The following is a 21,951-nucleotide window of genomic DNA, read 5'->3' as shown; positions in this document are numbered from 1 at the left end:
TCTCCGTACCTGTCTTTGCTGAATTCAAACGTTGCTGACGCCGCCGTCGACGAGCATGTCGGAGCCTGTCATGAACGCGCTCTCGTCCGAGGCGAGGAAGACCGCCGCCGCCGCCAGCTCCTCGGGACGCCCGAGTCTCAGCATCGGAACGTAGTTGGCGTACATCTTGCGAATGGCGGCGGCCTCCTCGGGCGTCGACGCTTGGGAGTCCATGATGGGCGTGTCGACGGGGCCGGGGCTCAGCAGGTTCGCGCGGATGCCGCTGTCTTTGAACTCGGCCGCCCAGGTCCGCACATACGAACGCACCGCCGCCTTGGTGGCCGCATAGGTCGAGTGGTTCGCTAGGCCCATGGAGTGCATGGCCGAGGACACCAGGATGATCGATCCTCCGCCGCCCATCATCGGCAGCATCTTCTGCACCAGGAACAGAGGCCCCTTGGCCATCAGGTTGAACGTGCGGTCGTAGTGCTCCTCCGTGATGTCGCGCAGCGGCACCTGCTCGGTGATGCCGGCATTGGACACGACCACGTCCACCTTGCCCTTCGTGCTTTGGACGGTGTCCGCGACGCGGTCGAGATCCGCAAGGCTGGATGCGTCGGCCTGGATCGCGGTGACGTTGCCGCCGATGAGCTTCACCGCCTTGTCGAGCGCTTCCCGGCGACGGCCGAAGATGAACGCGTGCGCGCCTTCCTTCACGAACCGCTGGGCGATGGCAAGCCCGATCCCGCTGTTGCCGCCGCTGATCACTGCGACCTTGCCTTCCAATCTCGACATGACACATCCCTTGGCTTGCGTTCCCGGCTCGTCCGGAGAACCTCAACTAGGTCGGTTCGTATCAGCCGTTCAGTGCGGAACTACGCACAAGGGTGGTGCGTTTTTCGACCGGTCGGATTGGGCTTTTCACCCAGGGCCAGGCGCGCAAGACCAAGCGCACATACGTCGCACGCGCTGCGCGCACCTCTGGAGAGATTCTAATGCCCCACCGGACGCCCCCAGAATCCCGGGATGTGCATGGTGTAGTGCAGCTTGTAGAGCAACGAGACGAAGTTCTCCCGCGTCACCGGCCACACCGCGCCCCAATACCGCCGGCCGCGCTCTCGGTCACCGGAATCGTGATCTGGTGGCGCAAGCGCCGCGCCCGCATCCGCGTGCGCGAGACGGCTGCGATGCGCCTCGACTGGCAGCTCACGCCGGCGGAGTAGGGCGCAGCGCATCTCGCAGGATGAACCTTCCCGGCCGGCACCGGCACAAAGACTGGAGATCGCACCCAGCCGGAACTTGCAATGAGATCGCTCGCCTTGCTCTGCTTGCTCGCCTTGGCCACGCCCGCTTATGCGGCGACGCCCGAGCAGCACTATCTCGACCTGCGCGATCGCTACATCGCAAAGTTCTCGAAGGCTCCGGAAAACGACGAGACCAGCAAGCAACACGATGCGGGGCTCAGGGAGCTGACAACTGTGCTGCGCGGCATGGTGGGCCCCGTCGCGATCAAGGGACTGCCGGCCGACGGCAAGACGAACGCGGACACGCTCTTCAAGGGCGACTCCGGCTTCGGCCATCTCGACGGGCTCGGCTTCGCCTCCGAAGGCGACACGATGCAGGCCGTCGTGACCACCATTGCGCTGCTCAAGCACTGGCTGCGCGAGCACGGCGAGGACGGCATGCCCGAGGGCATCGACGCGGCCTTCAAGTCGGACCGCTTCTACTATCAGGCGATCCAGGACTCGGCCTTCGCCAAATATGCCGAGCTGCCGATCACGAAGCCCGCGGGAGTGAGCGCGGCGGTCGCCGTGCTGGGCGTGCGTGGCAATGGCGACCTGAAGGGACCGCCGCATGAAATCGACGTGGTCGCGATTGAGGGCGAGAAGGTCTTCTTCATCGCTGCAAGCGACGCGGTGAAGACGGCTGAGATCCCGGCCTGCGAGAAAGTCTGGAAGCAGATGATGGCCAGGCCCATCGACAAGGAGGATCCGCGCGGCGACATCACCCGCGAAGACAATGCGATGACGGCTTTCACCAAGTGCTTCGCCAAGGCGGCGCCGAGCCAGAGCTGGTTCGCAGCGGTCGTCAAGAAGGCGCAAGCCCAGCTCGACCTGCTGCCGCTGCGCTAAAGCGCACTGCTCCCCAAATTCCAGCCGCGGCCGCCTTCGCCAAAGATCTCGTACCCCGTCGCCGTGACTGCAACCGTATCCTCAAGCTTGATAAACCCGCGCTTGGGATGCTTCATCGTGGTCTCGATCGACACCACCATGCCTGTTTCGAGCGGCAGGCGAGCGTCGGGGTCGTCGTAGGGGATCGGGCCCTTGGCGGTCAGGCGAGGGGCCTCGTGGCTGACGAGGCCCATGCCGTGGGCCAAAAACTCCGTGCAGTCGCGCTGGCTGATCTGGGCAAGCTGCCGCTCGGCCGCGACGTAGATGTCGCCGCCCATGGCACCGGGCTGGACCGCGGCGAAGGCGGCGCGCTGGACCGCTTCGATCTCGGCCAGACAGTCTTTCAACTCGGCATCGGGATCGCCAAGCACCGCCATGCGCGCGAGATCGCCGATATAGCCGTGATAATTGCCGCCGGAGTCCAGCGACAGCACCTCGCTTTGCTCCCAACGCTGCGCTGACGGCGCCCGGTTGTGGCTGTTGCCGCAGGCAAGCAGGCAATATTCGAAGGTCAGCCCGCGATTGGCCTCGGCGATGCGCAATGCATCCGACAATTGCTGCTTGGTCGTGCCAGGGCCGTGCCCAGCGATCACCTCCAGCATCGACGCGATGACGAGCTCGGACGCGGTCTTGAGCTTTGCGAGTTCCTCGGCAGACTTGACCGAGCGCAGCCGCTCCAGCACCAGCAGCGCGTCCTTGAGCTCGGCGCCGGGCAGGGCGTCACTAAGCGCCCGGCCCGCATCCATCGGCAAAAACGCCATCTCGACTCCGACCCGCTTCAAGGGCACGCCGGCGTCGCGGATCAGGCTTGCGGCCCGCGTGATCGCATCGATCGAGCCGTTGGACTCGGTCCGGACCTGTGCCACCCATGGCGGCGCAACGGCGCGCTGATGGGTTTCCAGCCTGTGCCCGACATAGACGGCGTGCTCCGGCGCGCCCTTGGGATAGACCAGGACCGGCAGATAACGGCTGACGCCCAGCGCATCCATATAGTCGAAGAAGATCGCGCGCTCGGCACCCAAGAGGTACTGCACATTGTGCTTGGAGGTCGCGACCAGCACGTCGAGGCCGGCGGCCTCCATCAGACGGTCGAGCTTTGCGGCATCGAATGGAATGGCGCGCGAGCGGTCTGCGCGGGCGACGTTCTCCTGCATAACGAACCTCCCAATGTCTGGCGCGGCTTGTCTGGCTGCGTCCGGTGACTTGCCTGCCTAGCGTACAAGTCTGAGCCGGGAGCAGGGTTCTCGGTAGCCGTCGATTAGGCCGGGCTGATCTGCACACCCATATCCGTAATTCGCATAAGGTATATTATGGAATATATTTATATACAATCAGATCAGTTATTTAGCCAGAATTCCTCTCACTGCACCTTCGCTCCTCGTCTTTTCCGGCCCGGCCGTCGCACGTCGTCCCAACTCTCGACAGCTACTGTGCATGGGGTTGTTTTCGCAGTTTAGATTCCGGTCTATGCATCCGAAAGCCGATATTGCCGTGACGATGTCCGGCTGCAATAAGCGAGTCTTCGCGAGATCGCAGATGACCTTCTGACCCGACGTCCGTATGGTTTGCATCTCAGAACAACAACAAACCTTCCGAGGAAGCAGACCCATGAGCTTTTCCCGACGCACGCTTCTCAAGGCCTCCGCCGCGACCGCGGTCCTGGGCGGCCTCAGTGCGCCCCATGTGGCCCGCGCCCAGAGCGCCGAGTTCACCTTCAAATACGCCAACAACCTGCCGGACACCCATCCGATGAACGTGCGCGCCAAGGAGATGGCGGCGGCGATCAAGGCCGAGACAAAGGGCAAGTTCGACCTACAGATCTTCCCGAACAACCAGCTCGGGTCCGACACCGACATGCTGAGCCAGATCCGCTCCGGCGGCGTCGAGTTCTTCACGCTGTCGGGTCTGATCCTGTCGACCCTGGTGCCTGCGGCGTCCATCAACGGCATCGGCTTTGCGTTCCCGGACTACGACACGGTCTGGAAGGCCATGGACGGCGATCTCGGCGCCTTCGTCCGCGGCGAAATCAAGAAGTCCGGCCTCGAGGTCATGGACAAGATCTGGGACAACGGCTTCCGCCAGACCACGTCGTCAAGCAAGCCGATCACCGGCCCTGACGATCTCAAGGGCTTCAAGATCCGCGTGCCGGTCTCGCCGCTGTGGACCTCGATGTTCAAGGCGTTCGATGCGGCGCCCGCCTCGATCAATTTCGCCGAGGTCTATTCCGCGCTCCAGACCCGGATCGTCGAGGGCCAGGAGAACCCGCTGGCGATCATCTCGACCGCCAAGCTCTACGAGGTGCAGAAATACTGCTCGCTGACCAACCACATGTGGGACGGCTTCTGGTTCCTGGCCAACCGCAAAGCCTGGAGCAGCCTGCCGGAGGATGTGCGCACCGTCGTCGCCAAGAACATCAATGCCGCAGCGGTCAAGGAACGCGAGGACACCGCCAAGCTCAATGCCAATCTCCAGCAGGAGCTCGCGGCCAAGGGCCTGACCTTCAACCAGCCCGCGGTCGCGCCGTTCCGCGACAAGCTGCGGTCCGCCGGCTTCTATGCCGAGTGGAAGGGCAAATATGGCGACCAGGCCTGGGACCTGCTGGAAAAGGCCGTCGGCAAGCTGTCGTAACGCGTTGGGGCCATCATGGCTCATATCGAGGTCGGGGTGAGCGGCGTGGCGGGCGAGGCGAATTTTCAGTCCCCTCGCCGACCTTCGCTGCTGGCCTCGGCGGAGCGCGCACTCGGCCTCCTCGTCGAAATCCCGGCGGCGATCCTGGTCGTCGCCGAGATCGCGATCCTGTTTGCCGGCGTGGTTGCGCGCTACGGCCTGCACCGGCCGCTGATCTGGTCCGACGAGCTCGCCTCGATCCTGTTCCTGTGGCTCGCGATGCTGGGCGCGGCGGTTGCATTCCGCCGCTCCGAGCACATGCGCATGACGGCGATTGTCGCCAGCGCCAAGCCTGCGATGCGGGCCTGGCTGGATCTGGTGGCGACCTGCGCGGCGCTGGCCTTCCTGGCGCTGATCGTCTGGCCGTCCTGGGACTACGCCTACGAGGAAAGCTTCATCACCACGCCGGCGCTGCAGATCTCCAATATGTGGCGCGCCGCCGCGCTGCCGGCCGGCATCTGCCTGATGACGGCGTTCGCGCTGTTGCGGCTGCTGCGCGCAGCCGATTACCGCATGGTGCTGACGGCCGCGATCTCCGTTGCTGTCGTTGTCGGCCTGTTCTGGCTGGCGCAGCCTTATCTACGGCCGCTCGGCAACCTCAACCTCGTCATCTTCTTCGTCGGCGTCGCCGGCTTCTGCGTCTTTGCCGGCGTTCCCATCGCGTTCGGCTTCGGCCTCGCGATCTTCGGCTATCTGGCGCTGACCACGCGCACGCCGGTCATGGTGCTGGTCGGGCGGATGGACGAGGGCATGAGCCACCTCATCCTGCTCTCGGTGCCGCTGTTCGTATTTTTGGGACTCCTGATCGAAATGACAGGCATGGCACGGGCCATGGTGGCGTTCCTGGCGAGCCTGCTCGGCCATGTCCGCGGCGGTCTGCATTACGTCCTTGTCGGCGCCATGTACCTGGTCTCCGGCATCTCCGGCGCCAAGGCTGCCGACATGGCGGCGGTCGCGCCCGTGCTGTTTCCGGAGATGAAGCAGCGCGGCGCCAAGCCGGGCGATCTCGTTGCGTTGCTCGCGGCTACCGGCGCGCAGACCGAGACCATTCCGCCTAGCCTCGTGCTGATCACGATCGGCTCGGTCACCGGCGTCTCAATCGCCGCGCTGTTCACCGGCGGCCTCCTGCCCGGCGTGGTGCTCGCGATTACGCTGTGCATGCTGGTGTGGTGGCGCTACCGCCACGAGGACATGAGCCATGTCCGCCGCGCCACGGGTGGCGAGATCGGCAAGACCTTCATCATCGCCCTGCCCGCGCTCGCGCTGCCCTTCGTGATCCGCTACGCCGTGGTCGAGGGCATCGCCACCGCCACCGAAGTCTCCACCATCGGCATCGTCTATGGCGCCCTGGTCGGCCTGCTCGTCTACCGCCGCTTCGACTGGCGGCGGCTGTTTCCGATGCTGGTCGAAACCGCGGCGCTGTCGGGCGCGATCCTGCTGATCATCGGCACTGCGACCGGCATGGCCTGGGGCCTGACCCAGTCCGGCTTCTCGCGCTCGCTGGCGTCGGCCATGACCGGATTGCCCGGCGGCGCCGGCACCTTCATCGCCGTCTCGATCCTGGCCTTCACCATCCTCGGCAGCGTGCTGGAGGGCATCCCGGCGATCGTGCTGTTCGGGCCGCTGCTGTTTCCGATCGCGCGCGCGGTCGGCGTGCACGAGGTGCACTATGCGATGGTGATCATTCTCGCCATGGGTATCGGGCTATTCGCCCCGCCCTTCGGCGTCGGCTATTATGCCGCCTGCGCTATCGGACGCGTTGATCCGGCCGAAGGCATCCGGCCGATCTGGGGCTATCTGCTGGCGCTGCTGGTGGGATTGATCGTCGTCGCTGTCTTTCCGTGGATCTCGATCGGATTCCTGTAAGCCAACGCGTGAGGGAGGTGTCGATGAGCGAACGGCAGAACCAGTACAATATCGGCCTCGACAAGACGCCCGCCAACTACGTGCCGCTGAGCCCGTTGAGCTTCCTCGCGCGCAGCGCCGCGGTCTATCCCGACCACGTCAGCACGGTCTACGAGGGGCGCAGCTTCACCTGGCGCGAGACGCATGAGCGCTGCAAGCGCTTTGCGTCCTGGCTCGCGAACAAGGGCATCGGCGCCGGCGACACCGTGGCGGCAATGCTGCCGAACATTCCGGCGATGAACGAGGCGCATTTCGCGGTGCCCATGACGGGTGCCGTGCTCAACGCGCTGAACATCCGCCTCGATGCGCCCTCGATCGCGTTTCAGCTCGACCATGGCGGCGCCAGGATCATCCTGGTCGATCCAGAGTTTTCGGGCGTGATCACCGATGCGCTCGCGCAGATGACCGGACCGAAGCCGTTCGTGATCGACGTCGACGACGCCGCGTTCAAGGGCGGCAGGCGCATCGGCGAGATCGAGTATGAGTCCGCCGTCGCGCAAGGCGATCCTGACTTCGCGGCGATCCCGCCGGGCGACGAATGGGACGCCATCGCGCTAAGCTACACGTCGGGCACCACGGGCAATCCCAAGGGCGTCGTGACCCATCATCGCGGCGCATATCTGAATGCCGTCAGCAATATCCTCGCGGGCAATCTCGGCCAGCATCCGGTTTATCTCTGGACGCTGCCGATGTTCCACTGCAACGGGTGGTGTTTCCCCTGGACCATTGCTGCCGCCGCCGGCGTCAATGTCTGCTTGCGCAAGGTCGAGCCGACCAAAATCTTCGAGCTGATCAAGCAGCACGGCGTCACCCACATGTGTGGGGCGCCGATCGTCTATAACACGCTGATCAATGCGCCCGACGCACCAAAGGGAAATGCCGCGCGCCATGTCGTCGGTCTGATCGCCGGCGCCGCGCCGCCCGTCGCGGTGCTCGAAGGCGCGGAAAACATCGGCATCAAGCTGACGCATGTCTACGGCCTGACAGAGGTTTACGGCCCCGCCTCCGTCTGCGCCGAGCAGCCCGGCTGGGACGAACTCCCCGCCTCCGAGCGCGCCAGCCTGAAGCGGCGGCAGGGCGTGCCCTACCCGCTCGAGGAAGGCGTCACCGTCATCGATCCGCAGACCATGAGGCAAGTGCCGCGCGATGGCGAGACCATCGGCGAGGTCATGTTCCGCGGCAACATCGTGATGAAGGGCTACCTCAAGAACGAGAAGGCGACCAGGGACGCCTTCGAAGGCGGCTGGTTTCACACCGGCGACCTCGGCGTGCTCGACGCGCATGGCTATGTCATCATCAAGGATCGCTCCAAGGACATCATCATTTCCGGCGGCGAGAACATTTCCTCCGTCGAGGTCGAGGACATCCTCTACAAGCACCCGGCCGTGCTGTTCGCCGCCGTGGTCGCAAAGCCCGATCCGAAATGGGGCGAAGTGCCCTGCGCCTTCGTCGAGCTGAAGGACGGCGCAAGCGCAAGCGAAGCCGATATCATCGCCTTCTGCCGCTCGCATATGAGCGGCTTCAAGACGCCGAAGGCCGTGATGTTCGGGCCGATCCCGAAAACGTCGACGGGAAAGATCCAGAAATTCCTGCTGCGCAACGAAGCCGGATCGGCGAAGGCGATCTCGACCTAAGTCTGTTCGGGCTCAGACGCCCGCCGCCGGACGGCGACGGGCGAAAGGCCTCTCCGTCGCTACATCTTCTTGTAGGCGTCAATCAGCGCCTGGCCGTCGGGCCCTGCTTTTTTGAGCCAGTCGGCGGTGAGCTGCTCGCCGATCTTCTGGAAGCCGGCCTTGAGGGCCGGGCTCGGCGGCTCGACCGTCATGCCCTTCGCCTTGAGCTGGTCGATGTACCAGGTGCTCTTGTCCTCCCAGGCCTTCCAGCCGCGCGTTTCCGCGGTCGCGGCGGCCTTGAGAATGGCCTCCTGGGTCGGCTTGTCGAGCGCCTCGAACGCAGCCTTGTTGACGAAGGTGTAGTCCTTCGGGATCCAGGCCTGCACGTCATAGAAGTACTTCAGCGACTCCCATGCCTTCGCATCGTAGCCCGTGCCGCCGGACGACATGAAGGAATTCACCACACCGGTCGCAAGTGCCTGCGGCAGCTCGGCGGCCTGGATGGTGACGGACTGCGCGCCGACCAGCTCGCCAATGCGCGCGGTTCCAACGTTATAGGCCCGCCATTTCAGGCCCTTCATGTCTTCGATCGTCGCAAGCGGCTTGCTGACATAGACGCCCTGCGGCGCCCACGGCACGACGAACAGCAGCTTGAGACCCTGCGCATCGAGCTTCTTGGCAATCAGCGGCTTCGACGCCTGATACAGTTTCATCGCAGCCGGGAAGCTGGTCGCCAGAAACGGCACCACGTCGATCCCGAATACCGGATCCTCGTTCTCGTGGATCGACAGCAATACTTCACCCATCTGCGCCTGCCCGGTCATCACCGCGCGCTTGATATCGGGTGCCTTGAACAGCGAGGCGCCGGGATGAACCGTGATCTGGAGCTTGCCGGATGTCGCGGCATCGACGTCCTTGGCGAACGCGACCAGATTCTCCGAGTGTGGATTGTCGGCGGGATACGCTGCCGGCAGATTCCATTTGGTCTGAGCCAAAGCGGGTGTCGCAGCCAGCACGGCGCCGGCGATCAGGGATGCGCGGAATAAACGAGAGATCATCGGGCTTCTCCTCACAGTCAATTTGAAAGCGGTACGCTCAGTCTGGGAAGGCGAGCTTGGGCAAAAACATCACGATCTGCGGATATTCCGTGATGATGAACACGGCGGCGAGCAGCAGGACAAAGAAAGGGAATGCCGCCCGGGCGACGGTCAAGGTATCGCGCCCGCTCATGTTCTGGAGCACGAACAAGTTAAAACCGACCGGCGGCGTGATTTGAGCCATCTCGACGTGAATGATGAGGTAAACGCCGAACCAGACCAGGTCGAGGCCGGCCTGCCTGACCATCGGCAGCACGATCACGGCGGTCAGAACGATCATCGAGATGCCATCGATCAGGCATCCCAGGATGATGTACATGATGCTCAGATACAGCGCGAGCATGCCCGGCGTGAGCTGTTGGCCCTGGACCCAGGTAGCGAGTGCCGCCGGAATGCCCGTATAGGCCATCGCTGCGGTCGTGTAGGCAGCGCCTGCCAGGATCAGCATGATCATGCAGGTCAGGCGCGTCGCGCTCATGATGCTCTCGAGGAAGTTCTTGCGTGTGAGCGTGCGGCTCCACCACGCCAACAGCAGCGCGCCGGAAACGCCCCAGGCGGCACATTCGGTTGCTGTCGCAAAGCCGAGTACGAGCGAGAGAAAGACCGCCAGGATCAGCAATAGGCAGGGTGCAAGCCTGGCCGACTCGCGCAGCTTCTGGCGAAACGACATCGGCGGGTCGCGCGGCGGAATCTTCTTCGGATTGAGCAGCGACCAGATGATGATGTAGCCGGAATAGAGCACCATCACGAGCACGCCCGGCAGAAAACCGCCCAGGAAGACCTGAAGCACGGAGACATTCGCCGTGACCGCATAGACCACCATCGGGATTGACGGCGGGATCAGCAGGCCCAGCGTGCCGGAGCCCGCGAGCGAGCCGAGACTGAGGCCCTTGTCGTAGCCACGCTTGTCGAGCTCAGGCAGCGCGATCTTGCCGATGGTCGCACAGGTCGCCGCCGACGAGCCCGACACCGCGGCGAAGATGCCGCAGCCGATCACGTTGACATGAGTCAGGCGCCCGGGCAGCCACTGAACCCAGGGCGACAGGCCTCGGAACATCTCTTCCGACAATTTGGTGCGGAAGAGGATCTCGCCCATCCAGATGAACAGCGGCAGCGCGGCCAGTGTCCACGACGAACTGGCGCTCCAGGTCGTGGTGGCGAGCACCGCGCCGAGCGGCAGACTCGTCGTCAGCGCCATCGCCACGAAGCCGACGAGGCCGAGCGAGACCGCGATCCAGACGCCGCTTCCCAGCAGCAGGATCATGACGCCGAGCAGGACGAACGACAGCTCGATCATGCCGAGATTGGCCATCGTCAACCTCCGCCGCCCTGCGAGATGCGCTCGATGAATTCGTCCGGGGTCTCGTCCGGCGAGCCCTTCTCGTAGCTCGGCCGGTTGCCGCCGGCGACACCGACCATTTCATCAATGAGCGCGATCGACAGGATCACAAGACCGCCGGCAAATCCGAGCTGCGGAATCCAGAGCGGAAGCGCGACGACGCCCTGCGCCACGTCGTTGAAGCGCCAGGAATCGTAGGTCATCTGCACGGCATGCCAGGTGAAATAGAGAACGAAGGCGGTGGCAATGCCGAGCGCCACCACCTCCGCAACCTGCTTGGTGCGCCCGTGCAGACGCTCGAGCAGCAGGCCGACGCGGATCATCTCTCCGCGCTTGAAGGTGTGTGCGAGGCCGAGGAATGCCATCGCGGCCATGCACCAGGAGGCGAAATCATCGCCGGCGGGAATGTTGACCGCAAACTGGCGCCCGACTGACATGATCATCATGATTGCAAAGATCGCAACCATGAAGGTGCCGGCGGCGTAGCCCGCACCGAGATAAAGGAGATCCAGCGCGCGTCGCACCGGTCCCCGGCTCGTTACATCGTTGCCTGCCAACGCGATCCTCATCCTCACACGAGGCGATTCAAACGGTCCCGGCGATCGCACGTCCTGTGCCGGTCCTGCATGAATATCGCCCCTGCCCAGCGCTTGTCTTTCAGACGTTAGATCAACATGATGGCGTCCACGTAAGCAAGGAGCATGCCGGTCTGTGCCGTAATTTCCACCGCAGGTTCAGCGAGTCTCCAGCCGCAGCCCGTCATAGGCCGGCACCACACCCGCGGGCAGCGACTGCCGGATCACTTCGTAGTCGACGTCGGCGGTCATGTTGGTAATGACGGCGCGCTTCGGCTTGAAGCGGTCGATCCAGGACAACGCGTCGTTGATGCTGAAATGGCTGACATGGCTGGTGTAGCGCAGGCCGTCGACGATCCAGAGGTCCAGATTTTCCAGTGCGGCCCAGCTCTCGCGTGGGATGTCGTTGAGGTCCGGCGTGTAGGCGGCATCGCCGATGCGATAGCCGAGCGCGGGAATGTGGCCGTGCTGCACCAGGAAGGCGGTCATCGTCACCGCGCCGCCCTTCCCAAGGATGATCTGGCTTTCACCGGCCTCGATCGAATGCGCCGTCAGGATCGGCGGATAGTCGCTGCCCGCCGGCGAGACGAAGCAATAGGAGAACCGCGACATGATGTCGTTCGCAGTCGTCTGATTGAGATAGGTCGGAATCCGCCGGCGCATATGCATCACGACCGAACGCAGATCGTCCATGCCGTGGGTCTGGTCGGCGTGCTCGTGAGTCAGGAACACCGCGTCGATGTGGTCGACATTGGTCGAGAGTAATTGCTCGCGTAGGTCCGGCGAGGTGTCGATCACGATGCGCGTGGTGCCGTCGCCCGATGTCTGCTCGACCAGCAGCGAGCAGCGGCGACGGCGATTCTTGGGATTGTTGGGATCGCAGGCGCCCCAGCCGAGCGCCGGGCGCGGCACGCCGGCGGAGGAGCCGCAGCCCAGAATCGTCAGCGTCAGCGTCATGCGACTCCCAGTCCTAAGCTTTCACCTTTGAAAACAGGCGAAAGAAGTTTTCGCTTGTCTGGCGCGAGATCTCGTCAAACGACACGCCGCGGGTTTCGGCGAGCACTTTTGCGACCTCGACCACATAGGCCGGTTCGTTGCGCTTGCCCCGGAACTTGCCGGGGGCAAGGTAGGGCGAATCTGTTTCAACCAGAATACGGTCAGACGGCAGTTCGGCCGCAAGCGCGCGTAACGCCTCCGACTTCTTGAAGGTCAGGATGCCCGTGAAACCGACATAGAACCCGAGCGACACCGCCTTCAATGCCAGCTCGCGCCCACCAGTGTAACAATGCAACACGGCGCGAAACGATCCCTTGGCGGCTTCCTCTTCCAGGATGCGGCCGCAATCCTCGTCCGCCTCGCGGGTGTGGACCACCAGCGGCAAGCCGGTGGCGCGGGCGGCGGCGATGTGGGCACGAAAGCCCCTCGCCTGCGCCTCCGGCGAACCGTCGTCGTAGAAATAGTCGAGCCCGGCTTCGCCGAGTGCAACGACCTTCGGATGCTGCGTCAGTGCGATGAGCTCGTCCGGCGCGATGCCGTCTTCCTCATCCGCGTTGTGCGGATGGGTGCCGACCGAGCAATAGACGTCGTCATAGCGCTCGGCGATGGCGAGAAGCTGGTTCAGCTTTCGCACCCGCGTCGAGATCGTGACCATGCGGCCGATGCCGGCCGCTCGCGCGCGCGACACGATCCCGTCGAGATCTTCGGCAAAGTCCGGAAAATCCAGATGGCAGTGACTGTCGACCAGCATGGTGCGAACGCCTTCAGGCTGCCGGCTCGATGTAGCGCGGGAAGGCAGGCGTCGGCGCGGGCAGCGTCGAGCCTGGCGCGATGCGGCTGGCGCCGTCGAGCGCGGCAAAGCTGCGCTCTCCTTCGGGAATACCGAGGCTGTCGAGCAGCAATCCCGAGGCAGTCGGCATCACCGGCTGGGCCAGGATCGCGATCTGGCGCACGACTTCGGCGGTGACGTAGAGTACCGTCCTTTGCCTGACGGGATCGGTCTTGGCCAGCGCCCACGGGGCTTCGCCCGCGAAATAGCGGTTGGCTTCAGCCACCACGGCCCACACGGCGTTGAGCCAGTGATGTATTTGCTGACCCGCCATCGCTTCGCGCGACGCAGCGAGCATGCCGTCCGCTTGTGACAGGATCGCCTTGTCGTTGTCGCTGAACTCGCCGGGTTCCGGCAGCACGCCGCCGAGTTGCTTGGCGATCATCGACAGCGAGCGCTGCGCGAGGTTGCCGAGATCGTTGGCGAGATCGGCATTGATGCGCGCGACGATGGCCTCGTGATTGTAATTGCCGTCCTGTCCGAACGGCACCTCGCGCAGGAAGAAATAGCGCATCTGGTCGACGCCGTACCGGTCGGCGAGGTTGAAGGGGTCGACCACGTTACCGACCGACTTCGACATCTTCTCACCCCTGTTGAACAGGAAGCCATGCGCATAGACCCGCTTCTGCACGGGAATGCCGGCCGACATCAGGAACGCGGGCCAGTACACCGCGTGGAAGCGGATGATGTCCTTGCCGATGATGTGCACGTCGGCCGGCCAGTAGCGCCAGTTCTTATCGCTTTCGTCGGGGAAGCCGACACCGGTGATGTAGTTGGTGAGCGCGTCGACCCAGACATACATCACGTGCTCTTCGTCACCGGGCACCTTGACGCCCCAGTCGAACGTGGTGCGCGAGATCGAGAGATCGCGCAGGCCGCCTTTGACGAAGCTCACCACCTCGTTCTTGCGGGAATCCGGCCCGATGAAATCGGGACGATCCGCGTAGAGTTTGAGCAGCTTGTCCTGATAGGACGACAGGCGGAAGAAGTAGCTCTTCTCCTCGACCCATTCGACCGGCGTGCCCTGCGGTCCGAGCCGCACGCCGTCATCGTTCAGGCGCGTCTCGTCCTCGGCGTAATAGGCTTCGTCGCGCACGGAGTACCAGCCGGCATAGGTGTCGGCATAAATGTCGCCGTTCGCTTCCATGCGCCGCCAGATCTCCTGGCTGGAGCGATGATGCTGCGCCTCGGTGGTGCGGATGAAGCGGTCGAACGACACGTTCAGGCGTTCGTCCATCTCCTTGAAACGGGCGGCATTGCGGGTGGCGAGCTCCGAGGCGGACATTTTTTCACTGGCCGCTGTCTGAACCATCTTCTGGCCGTGCTCGTCGGTGCCGGTCAGGAAAAACACATCCTTGCCGTCGAGCCGGGCGAAGCGCGCCAGCGTGTCGGTGGCGATCGCCTCATAAGCGTGCCCGATATGCGGATGGCCGTTGGGATAGGCGATCGCGGTCGTGATGTAGAAGACGTTGTCGCGCGCGGGGGCGGCCACGGGCGTGGTGGCCTGCGGCGCTGCGATGGGCTTCGGTGCGCGCGCCGCCTTGGGTTTGGCAACTTTCGGCGGCGTGGCGATGGGAGCCAGTGCTGCGATCGCGGGAGAAGCAGTCACCCTCGCGCTCTTCATCACCTGCTTCGCGGAAGCCTTGTTTTTCGAAGGAGCCTTGGTTCTTGAAGGAGTCTTGGCTGGCTTTTGGGCTGCTTTCTTCACCGCCTTCTTGGCAACGGCCTGCTTCTTCGCAACCCTCTTGCCGGCTTTCTTTGCCGTCTTCGCAGCGCTCTTCTTCATGCCCTTCTTGGCGACCGTCTTTTTGGTCTTAGCGGCTTTCTTGACCTTCTTGGCAGCTTTGCGCGCGAGCGCCTTTACAACCTTCTTCGCGGCTTTCTTCGCAGTCTTCTTCTTGCTGCTCTTGCCTTTAGCGGTTTTCTTAGCTCGCGCTGCCACGACGAATTCCTTTACCGGCTTCTCGAAATTTGGAAACGAACCTGCGCCTAGCGCGTTGCGTCCGCCAGCCAGCCGAACACCGAGAAAATCAAGGGCTTTCGCTCCAGATTGTAGGTTTCGGTGTCATGCGCGGCGCGGACGATCTTTTCCCATACCTCAGCTAGGCGCGCAAGGCGCGGCAGGTTCTGGTTGGCATTGGCTTCGTCGGCGTGCAGGCGTTCCGCGATCCAGCGATCAATGCCGTCGATGAAGGCGGCAAGCGCAACGCGGTCGCTGGTGCCAAGCGAATCGCCGAGCGTGTGCAATTCGCGCGGATCGACCTGCGGCAGTCGCGCAAGCAGCGCGGCCGTTCGTTGCTGGAGCTTCAGGGCATCACCGCCGAGCAGCGTCAGCGCCCGCGCGACGCTGCCCTCGGAGGCCTCCGCCGCCTCGCGCAACGCCGGATCGTTCGGGTCGAGATCGGCGGTGGCGGCGGCTGCACCAATCACATCGTCGGTTGCGAGCGCGCGCAGGCGCAGCTTGCGGCAGCGCGACTGGATCGTTGCGAGGACGCGGGCCGGCGCGTGGCTCACCAGGAGGAATAGCGATTGCTGCGGCGGTTCCTCGAGAATTTTCAGCAGCGCGTTGGCGGCATTCGGATTGAGCTCGTCGACGGTGTCGACGATGCAGACGCGCCACCCTTCGGCCGCCGCGGTCGAGCCGAAGAAGCCGATCGTCTCGCGAGTCTCGTCCACGGTGATCACGGTGCGCATCACGCCGCGGTCGTTGGCGGTGCGCTCCAATGTCAGCAAGCCACCATGCGAGCTCGCCGCAACCTGCCGCGCCACGGCGTTATCAGGATTGATGGCGAGATCTTCGGCGCGTTGCACGGAAGGCGCCAACGGCTGGCCGTGAGTGAGCACGAAGCGCGCCATCCGATACGCCAGCGTCGCCTTGCCGATGCCTTGTGTCCCGCCGATCAGCCAGGCATGCGGGATGCGCCCGCTGCGATAGGCGGCAAGCAGCGCGGTCTCGGCCTCGCGATGGCCGAACAGAAGACTCGTCTCGCGCGGATGAGGAATGGCGGATTCGCGCTCGGTCTGACGCGGGCTCATAGGGACACCACCGATGCCGGCGTCGGTAGCAGACGATCCCGCAGCACGGTCCAGACGCGTCCGGCAACCGTATCGGGATCGGAATTGGCGTCGATCAGCACGCAGCGCGCGGGATCGTCCGCCGCGATCTTGCGATAGGCCTCGCGCAGCCCTTGATGGAAACCGAGTTTCTCGGCCTCGAACCTGTCGGGCGTGCCGCTGCCGCGGCGTGCGGCCGCGCGCTGCAAGCCGATCTCGACCGGCAGGTCGAGGATGATGGTCAGGTCCGGCTTGAGGTCGCCGATCGTGACCCGCTGCATCGCGTTGATCAGCGCCGTCGGCACGCGGCCGAGGCTGCCTTGATAGGCCCGCGTCGAGTCGGCGAAGCGGTCGCACAGCACCCAGGTGCCCTGGTTGAGCGCGGGCTGGATCACGGTGCGGACATGGTCGTCGCGGGCGGCCGCGAACAGCAGCGTCTCGGCCTCGGGTCCCAGCAGCTTGCCCATGCCGGACAGCACCAGATGGCGCATGATCTCGGCGCCCGGCGAGCCGCCCGGCTCGCGCGTGACGAGGATGCGCATCCTTGCCGCCTTGAGACGATCGGCGAGCTTCTTGATCTGGGTCGACTTGCCCGTCCCCTCGCCGCCTTCAAAGGTGACGAAGCGTCCGCGTCCGGACGGCCACTTTACCGCGCTTTCACTCATGATCAGAGCTTCTCGGCGCCCGCGCGGAACATGCCGATCACGAGCTCGCTGGCGCCGTCGATTGCACGCCGCATGGTCGAGCCGGTGCCGATCGCCTCAGCGGCATAGACCGGCGTCTCCACCGCGATATTGCCGCTGCGCCAGACCCTGATCACGCCGACCTTCTGGCCGGCCTCGATCGGCGCGCGCACCGGACCGCTATAGACGACACGCGCGATCAGCTTGTCGCCGCCGTTCTTGTGCACCATCACTTGCACGGGCGACTTGGCGACCAGTTTCACCGAGCGGCTCTCGCCGCCGAATACCTTGGCGTAGCCGACCGGCTGATCGGCCGCCATCAGTGTGCGGGTCTCGAAATTGCGGAAACCCCATTCCAGCATCTTCTTGGCCTCCGTGGCGCGATCTTCAGCGTCTTCCAGCCCGTTGATGACAACGATCAGCCGCGTGCCGTTCTGCACCGCCGAGCCGACCATGCCGTAGCCGCCTTCCTTGGTGTAGCCGGTCTTCAGACCGTCAGCGCCTTCCATGGAATTGAGCAGCGGATTGCGGTTGGGCTGGCGGATCTTGTTCCAAGTGTACTCCTTCTCGCCGAACAGTTGGTAGAATTCGGGGAAGTCGAGAATGATGTGCCGGGCGAGGATGCCGAGCTCGCGCACCGTCATCTTGTTGCCGGGGTCGGGCAAGCCGTTGGAATTGCCGAAGGTCGACTTCGTCAGGCCAAGCTCTCGGGCGCGCTTGGTCATGAAGTCGGCGGCAAAGATCCGCTCATTGCCGGCGATGCCTTCGGCCAGCGCGATGCAGGCGTCGTTGCCGCTCTGGATGATCGCGCCGTGCAGGAGGTCGTCGACGGAGACCTTGCTGTTGATGGCGGCGAACATGGTCGAGCCGCCGGAGGGCGCTCCACCCTTGCGCCAGGCGTTCTCGCTGATCCGGTACTCGTCGGTCAGCTTGACGTCGCCCTTCTTGATGGCGTTGAAGACGACTTCCGCCGTCATCAGCTTCATCATGCTGGAGGGCGCGCGCAGTTCGTCGGCGTTCTTCTCGAACAGCACGCTGCCGCTGGAGACTTCGATCAGGATCGCGGTCGGGGCGTCGCCGTCGAAGCCGGAGTCTTCCGATTTCTTGGCGCCCTGGACGCTCTGGTTGGCGGCGTAAAGCGCCCCGCCCCAGCCAATGCCCGCCACCACAGCCGCAGCGATCAGCCCGCGCGCCAGCGCTCCGGCGCTGAACCGGGTGCGAGCAAACGAAAAAAGACGAAATGCCATGGCCAAGCCCTGAGAGCGGCGTTTTTAACAGCTGGAATTGGTGCGAACAACACGAGGCCGGTCGCGTCTCCCGAGATTGCACGATTCTTGTCGCGCCCCTATCGTGGCACCTCAGATTTTCTGACCAAACCCCTGAAACGAGGCGGAAAAGCGATGTCCTCCACCCGCGTGATCAAGGCCAACGGGATAGACCTGTTCATCCGCGAAGCCGGTCAGGGTCCACTGGTGGTGCTGTGCCACGGCTGGCCGGAACTCTCCTACTCCTGGCGCCACCAGATCGCGGCACTGGCGGAGGCCGGGTTTCACGTCGTCGCTCCCGACATGCGCGGCTATGGCCAGAGCTCAGCGCCGCCCGATGCGACGGCCTATTCGATCTTCGACACGGTCGGCGACGTCGTCGGTCTCGTGCAGGCACTCGGCGAGAGCAAGGCCATGGTGGTCGGCCACGACTGGGGTGCACCGGTGGCCTGGCAAGCGGCGCTGTTCCGGCCGGACATCTTCACGGCGGTCGCAGGCCTGAGCGTGCCGCCACCGTTCCGCGGCCGCGGCAAGCCGCTCGACCTTCTGCGCCAGGGCGGCGTCACCAATTTCTACTGGCAGTATTTCCAGGCGCCCGGCGTTGCCGAGGCCGAGTTCGAGCACGACGTCGCGCGCACCATGCGCGTCGTGCTCGGCGGGCGCGGCCTTGCCGATCCCTCCGGGGCCATGTTCGTGCAGGAGGGTATCGGCTTTCTCGGCCATACGACCGCCGAGGAGCCGCTGCCGGACTGGCTCAGCGTGGCGGACCTCGCCTTTTTCACCGAAGCCTTCCGCAAGTCCGGCTTTCGCGGCGGGCTGAACTGGTATCGCAACCTCGATCGCAATTGGGAGCTGACGGCGCCGTGGCAGAATGCGCAGATCCACCAGCCCTCGCTCTTCATTGCCGGTTCGAAAGACGCCGTCATCACCGGCCTGATCGGGGCCAAGCGCGTCAACGAGCTCGAGCGCGTGCTGCCCAATCTGACGCGAAAGCTGATCATCGAGGGCGCCGGCCATTGGGTCCAGCAGGAGCGGCCCGACGAGGTGAATGCGGCGCTGGTGAGGTTCTTGAAGGAAAGCGCGGCCTAGTAGAGGCCGCGGCCGCTCAGGATGCTGCGTGCCTCGGCGGCGCCGTCAGGAGCGCTCTCGGTGGCGTAGCGGCCGTCCCCGTCGTAGGACACGGCGCGCGCGTTCTGGAGCGCCCGGCCCCGGTTGCGGCTCGAAGCCGACATTTCCGAGGTCGCACTGAGTGAAGCCATGTCGGCGGAGGTGTTGCCGAGATTGTAGGGTCGTCCCTCCGGCGTCGGAACCTCGCCGCGAATAGCGCCGCGGTTCGACGACGGCAGCTCCGGTACGAAGGGCCTCGCGGAGGCGACCCGGACCATCGAGGGTGACGGCGCCGGGATCCCGGTCCGCAGGGTGGCCATCAGCTGGCGGTCATCGGAGCCTTCGAGCGGCGCCCGGCCGACATATTCGACACGGACCTTGGCGACGCCATTGCCTTTGAATTCAAGGAGTTCAGCGGCTTTGTTCGAGACGTCGATGAGCCGGTTGCCGTGATAGGGCCCGCGGTCATTGACGCGGACGATCAGCGACTTGCCGTTCGAGACGTTGGTGACCCGCGCATAGGACGGCATCGGCAGGGTCGGATGTGCCGCGGTCAGCGAGCCCATGTCGAATACCTCGCCATTGGCGGTCAGGCGGCCGTGGAAATCGTCGCCGTACCAGGACGCCATGCCCTCGGCGCGGTAGTTGACGTCCTCCTCGGGCACATAGGTCCGGCCGCCCACCACATAGGGCTTGCCGACGCGGTAAGTGCCACCGCCCTTCGGGACCGGGTCACCCAAAGCCACGACCCGAGGGCTCGAGGACACGCCGTATTTCGGATCGACGCGGCTGGCGAATTTGTTGGAGGAGGCGCAATTGGCAAGCGCGAGGCAGGCCGCGGCCGTCGCAACAGCTCGCGCGGCCCGCAAAACCGAATCTGACCGTCGGATCCCCATTCGCCCCAAATACCATTTCGCCGGACGCGTACCCAACCCGTTTTGGTTACGGGGAAGCGCTGTCCGGTCCTTTAATCCGAGGCGGCCCACCACCGCGCCGGAAGTGGTAACGATAACGCAACCCGAACACGGCGGAAATGGGGAGCCCGCAGCGTTCACGCCGGGATGGTAAACGGGGCGTTTGCTTCTCGCCGCTGAACTACGGGTTGGGGGGCACCCCTGCTCTGTGCCACCGCCGGACATTCTGTTGCGCCAAATCCTCACTCCACCCCCATTGTCGCGCCGCTCACCGGAATTCTTTTGACTGTGCAAGGCCGCCCGCGTTTTCTCGCGTGCAGGGCGGAATGGAATTAGACGATGATCGAGACGGTTTCGGCACTGATGGGTTTGGTAAGCGCGGGGATCTTCCTGGCCCATGCGTTTGAAGGTTACCGCACGAGGGCCTGAGGCACTCGCGCGGGCGGCAAGCATCACCTCTTTCAAGACGGCCCGTTCGGACAATCTTAATCGATCCGATCGAGCATCGAAGACAAGAGCGACAGGTGTCCCATGCGCAACCATGACCTCGTATCCGACAGCTTCCTGGCATTGACCGCCGGCGGTTTGGTCCTGCTCTGCTCGAGCCTCGTGGCATTGGCCTTCGGCTGAGCACGACCACCACTTTCCTTTTTTCTAACCACGACACCACCGCGATGCAGCACGCGATCTGTTTTGGATTGCCCTGCTCCCGTTTTAGCGCAACCCAAACAACGAGCGGCGATAGAGGCTGTCGCGGGCCTCGCTCAGGCAAACGAAGCTGCCGTCATAACCCTGGCCGTACGGCTTCTGACGCCTGCCGTAGTAGACGCCTTTGCTGAAATCGAGCCAGACGACCTGGTCATGCGGGCAATGACGCTGCGCCTGCGCCTCGTAGCGAAACGGCGTCAGCGGCGTCGCCGACGCCTCAGCGCCGCTACAGCCAACCAGGATCGCAGCAGCGAGCGCGATCGCGCCGGGCCACTTGCCGAAGCCGCTCCGAGACACTTCCCGCCTCCCGCTCGGCACGGTAGCACGAAACGGCACGGTGCCCGGAAGCGAGCCGGAATGGCTCGGCCACGTCACTGCGAGCGTCCTCAAGATCAAGCTCGCCATGGCCGTCATCGGCATCTCCTCGATCGCGCTGCTGAGCACCTTCATCGAAGCCGGCAATCTCGAAGGCCGGCTTTCTTTCACTTGTCAGCTTCAAGCTGCTGCAACGCCTGGTGCAAGCATTCCTGAAGCCTCGCCGCGACCTGCTCGCGGGCTACGCCCCTGGCCGCAAGATCGCCTGACACCTTGTCGAGGATCTCGTCCATCGTCTGGCTTTCCAGATGGTCCGTCACCAACGCCGTCGCATAGCTGGTCGCTGCATCGCCGCTGAGGCCAAGCTGGCTTGCGGCCCAGAGCCCGAGCAGCTTGTTGGACCGGGCCGTGGCCTTGAACATGAGCTCCTCGTCGTGGACGAATTTGGTCTCAAAGCCCTGCTCGCGCTTGTCGAACGTGGTCATGATCAGCTCCATTCTCGCTTTGGCTGATGATCGGACTTGGCTGGAAGCGAACGTCTGCGTGGTTCATGTCAGTTTCCGATCATTGAAGCTTCCGGCGGAAGACAAATGCCGTCAAGCCCGCCCGGGCCGCGCCGCAGACCGGGCGCATGCACCGGCACGCACCAGCTCTACACCAGCCAACCTGGCTAGGCAGAGATGTTTTAACCATTCATTAAGCAGACTCAGCGCCGCATGGCCCCGGGACATCGA

Annotated in this window: 19 protein-coding genes and 2 pseudogenes; 6 read left to right on the top strand and 15 right to left on the bottom strand. The window is 64.2% G+C overall.

What is annotated here, in order from left to right:
* Positions 1-24 precede the first annotated feature (24 nt).
* Positions 25-774, bottom strand: coding sequence for an SDR family oxidoreductase (locus IVA74_RS39420; protein WP_247353365.1), 750 nt, complete (start codon positions 772-774; stop codon positions 25-27).
* 193 nt (positions 775-967) lie between these two features.
* Positions 968-1,097, bottom strand: a pseudogene (locus tag IVA74_RS39415) (PepSY domain-containing protein); the annotation flags it as partial.
* A gap of 186 nt (positions 1,098-1,283) precedes the next feature.
* Here IVA74_RS39415 and IVA74_RS39410 point away from each other — a divergent pair.
* Positions 1,284-2,111, top strand: a complete 828-nt coding sequence (locus IVA74_RS39410) for a hypothetical protein (RefSeq protein WP_247353364.1) — start codon at positions 1,284-1,286, stop codon at positions 2,109-2,111.
* Here the strand turns inward: IVA74_RS39410 and IVA74_RS39405 are convergent.
* Positions 2,108-3,304 carry a Xaa-Pro peptidase family protein gene (locus IVA74_RS39405; RefSeq protein ID WP_247353362.1) on the bottom strand — a complete coding sequence of 399 codons (1,197 nt, stop codon included), beginning with the start codon at positions 3,302-3,304 and terminating at the stop codon, positions 2,108-2,110. The genes IVA74_RS39410 and IVA74_RS39405 overlap by 4 nt on opposite strands.
* 454 nt (positions 3,305-3,758) lie before the next feature.
* Between IVA74_RS39405 and IVA74_RS39400 the strand changes: the two genes are divergently transcribed.
* The 3 genes from IVA74_RS39400 to IVA74_RS39390 are packed head-to-tail and all read left to right on the top strand — an operon-like array spanning position 3,759 to position 8,356.
* Positions 3,759-4,778: a TRAP transporter substrate-binding protein gene (locus IVA74_RS39400; protein ID WP_247353360.1), complete on the top strand. Its 1,020-nt coding sequence runs from the start codon at positions 3,759-3,761 to the stop codon at positions 4,776-4,778.
* A gap of 15 nt (positions 4,779-4,793) precedes the next feature.
* Entirely contained in the window at positions 4,794-6,683 is a 1,890-nt protein-coding gene (locus IVA74_RS39395) for a TRAP transporter large permease subunit (protein WP_247353358.1), read from the top strand.
* A 23-nt stretch (positions 6,684-6,706) separates the two neighbouring features.
* Positions 6,707-8,356, top strand: a complete 1,650-nt coding sequence (locus IVA74_RS39390; RefSeq protein ID WP_247353356.1) for an acyl-CoA synthetase — start codon at positions 6,707-6,709, stop codon at positions 8,354-8,356.
* A gap of 59 nt (positions 8,357-8,415) precedes the next feature.
* On the opposite strand, the gene IVA74_RS39385 is transcribed toward IVA74_RS39390, so the two are convergent.
* From IVA74_RS39385 to IVA74_RS39345, 9 genes are all read right to left on the bottom strand, one after another.
* Positions 8,416-9,393: a TRAP transporter substrate-binding protein gene (locus IVA74_RS39385; RefSeq protein ID WP_247353354.1), complete on the bottom strand. Its 978-nt coding sequence runs from the start codon at positions 9,391-9,393 to the stop codon at positions 8,416-8,418.
* 37 nt (positions 9,394-9,430) lie between these two features.
* The gene (locus tag IVA74_RS39380; protein ID WP_247353352.1) at positions 9,431-10,744 is read right to left on the bottom strand and encodes a TRAP transporter large permease subunit; all 1,314 of its coding nucleotides are present in this window, start codon (positions 10,742-10,744) and stop codon (positions 9,431-9,433) included.
* A 2-nt stretch (positions 10,745-10,746) separates the two neighbouring features.
* On the bottom strand, positions 10,747-11,340 hold the full coding sequence (locus tag IVA74_RS39375; RefSeq protein WP_247353350.1) for a TRAP transporter small permease: 594 nt from the start codon (positions 11,338-11,340) through the stop codon (positions 10,747-10,749).
* Positions 11,341-11,505: 165 nt separating this feature from the next.
* On the bottom strand, positions 11,506-12,303 hold the full coding sequence (locus IVA74_RS39370) for an MBL fold metallo-hydrolase (RefSeq protein ID WP_247353349.1): 798 nt from the start codon (positions 12,301-12,303) through the stop codon (positions 11,506-11,508).
* 13 nt (positions 12,304-12,316) lie between these two features.
* The gene (locus IVA74_RS39365) at positions 12,317-13,093 is read right to left on the bottom strand and encodes a TatD family hydrolase (RefSeq protein WP_247353348.1); all 777 of its coding nucleotides are present in this window, start codon (positions 13,091-13,093) and stop codon (positions 12,317-12,319) included.
* Positions 13,094-13,106: 13 nt separating this feature from the next.
* Positions 13,107-15,113, bottom strand: a complete 2,007-nt coding sequence (gene metG / locus IVA74_RS39360; RefSeq protein ID WP_247353346.1) for a methionine--tRNA ligase — start codon at positions 15,111-15,113, stop codon at positions 13,107-13,109.
* 47 nt (positions 15,114-15,160) lie between these two features.
* Complete coding sequence (locus IVA74_RS39355) at positions 15,161-16,207, bottom strand: DNA polymerase III subunit delta' (protein ID WP_247353344.1); 1,047 nt, start codon at positions 16,205-16,207, stop codon at positions 15,161-15,163.
* Positions 16,204-16,890 carry a dTMP kinase gene (gene tmk, locus IVA74_RS39350; protein ID WP_247353343.1) on the bottom strand — a complete coding sequence of 229 codons (687 nt, stop codon included), beginning with the start codon at positions 16,888-16,890 and terminating at the stop codon, positions 16,204-16,206. Before tmk ends, IVA74_RS39355 begins: the two co-directional genes overlap by 4 nt.
* Positions 16,891-16,892: 2 nt before the next feature.
* On the bottom strand, positions 16,893-18,155 hold the full coding sequence (locus IVA74_RS39345; protein ID WP_247353341.1) for a D-alanyl-D-alanine carboxypeptidase family protein: 1,263 nt from the start codon (positions 18,153-18,155) through the stop codon (positions 16,893-16,895).
* Positions 18,156-18,308: 153 nt separating this feature from the next.
* Between IVA74_RS39345 and IVA74_RS39340 the strand changes: the two genes are divergently transcribed.
* The gene (locus IVA74_RS39340) at positions 18,309-19,262 is read left to right on the top strand and encodes an alpha/beta hydrolase (RefSeq protein WP_247353339.1); all 954 of its coding nucleotides are present in this window, start codon (positions 18,309-18,311) and stop codon (positions 19,260-19,262) included.
* Here the strand turns inward: IVA74_RS39340 and IVA74_RS39335 are convergent.
* Together IVA74_RS39335 and IVA74_RS39330 are read right to left on the bottom strand one after the other, a co-directional pair.
* Positions 19,259-20,176 carry a septal ring lytic transglycosylase RlpA family protein gene (locus IVA74_RS39335; RefSeq protein WP_247353337.1) on the bottom strand — a complete coding sequence of 306 codons (918 nt, stop codon included), beginning with the start codon at positions 20,174-20,176 and terminating at the stop codon, positions 19,259-19,261. The genes IVA74_RS39340 and IVA74_RS39335 overlap by 4 nt on opposite strands.
* Positions 20,177-20,908: 732 nt before the next feature.
* A complete protein-coding gene (locus tag IVA74_RS39330; RefSeq protein WP_247353335.1) occupies positions 20,909-21,199 on the bottom strand; it encodes a hypothetical protein in 291 nt (96 codons plus the stop codon).
* Between the two features lie 52 nt (positions 21,200-21,251).
* Here IVA74_RS39330 and IVA74_RS39325 point away from each other — a divergent pair.
* Positions 21,252-21,374 (top strand): annotated as a pseudogene (locus tag IVA74_RS39325) (YqhA family protein); the annotation flags it as partial.
* Between the two features lie 10 nt (positions 21,375-21,384).
* On the opposite strand, the gene IVA74_RS39320 reads toward IVA74_RS39325, so the two are convergent.
* Positions 21,385-21,702, bottom strand: a complete 318-nt coding sequence (locus IVA74_RS39320) for a DUF1476 domain-containing protein (RefSeq protein WP_247353333.1) — start codon at positions 21,700-21,702, stop codon at positions 21,385-21,387.
* Between the last annotated feature and the right edge of the window lie 249 nt (positions 21,703-21,951).

This window comes from Bradyrhizobium sp. 132, from assembly GCF_023074185.1.
Classification (GTDB): Bacteria; Pseudomonadota; Alphaproteobacteria; order Rhizobiales; family Xanthobacteraceae; genus Bradyrhizobium.
The sequence above is the reverse complement of the archived record's forward strand: the minus strand, read 5'-3'. Positions and strand labels throughout refer to the sequence as shown.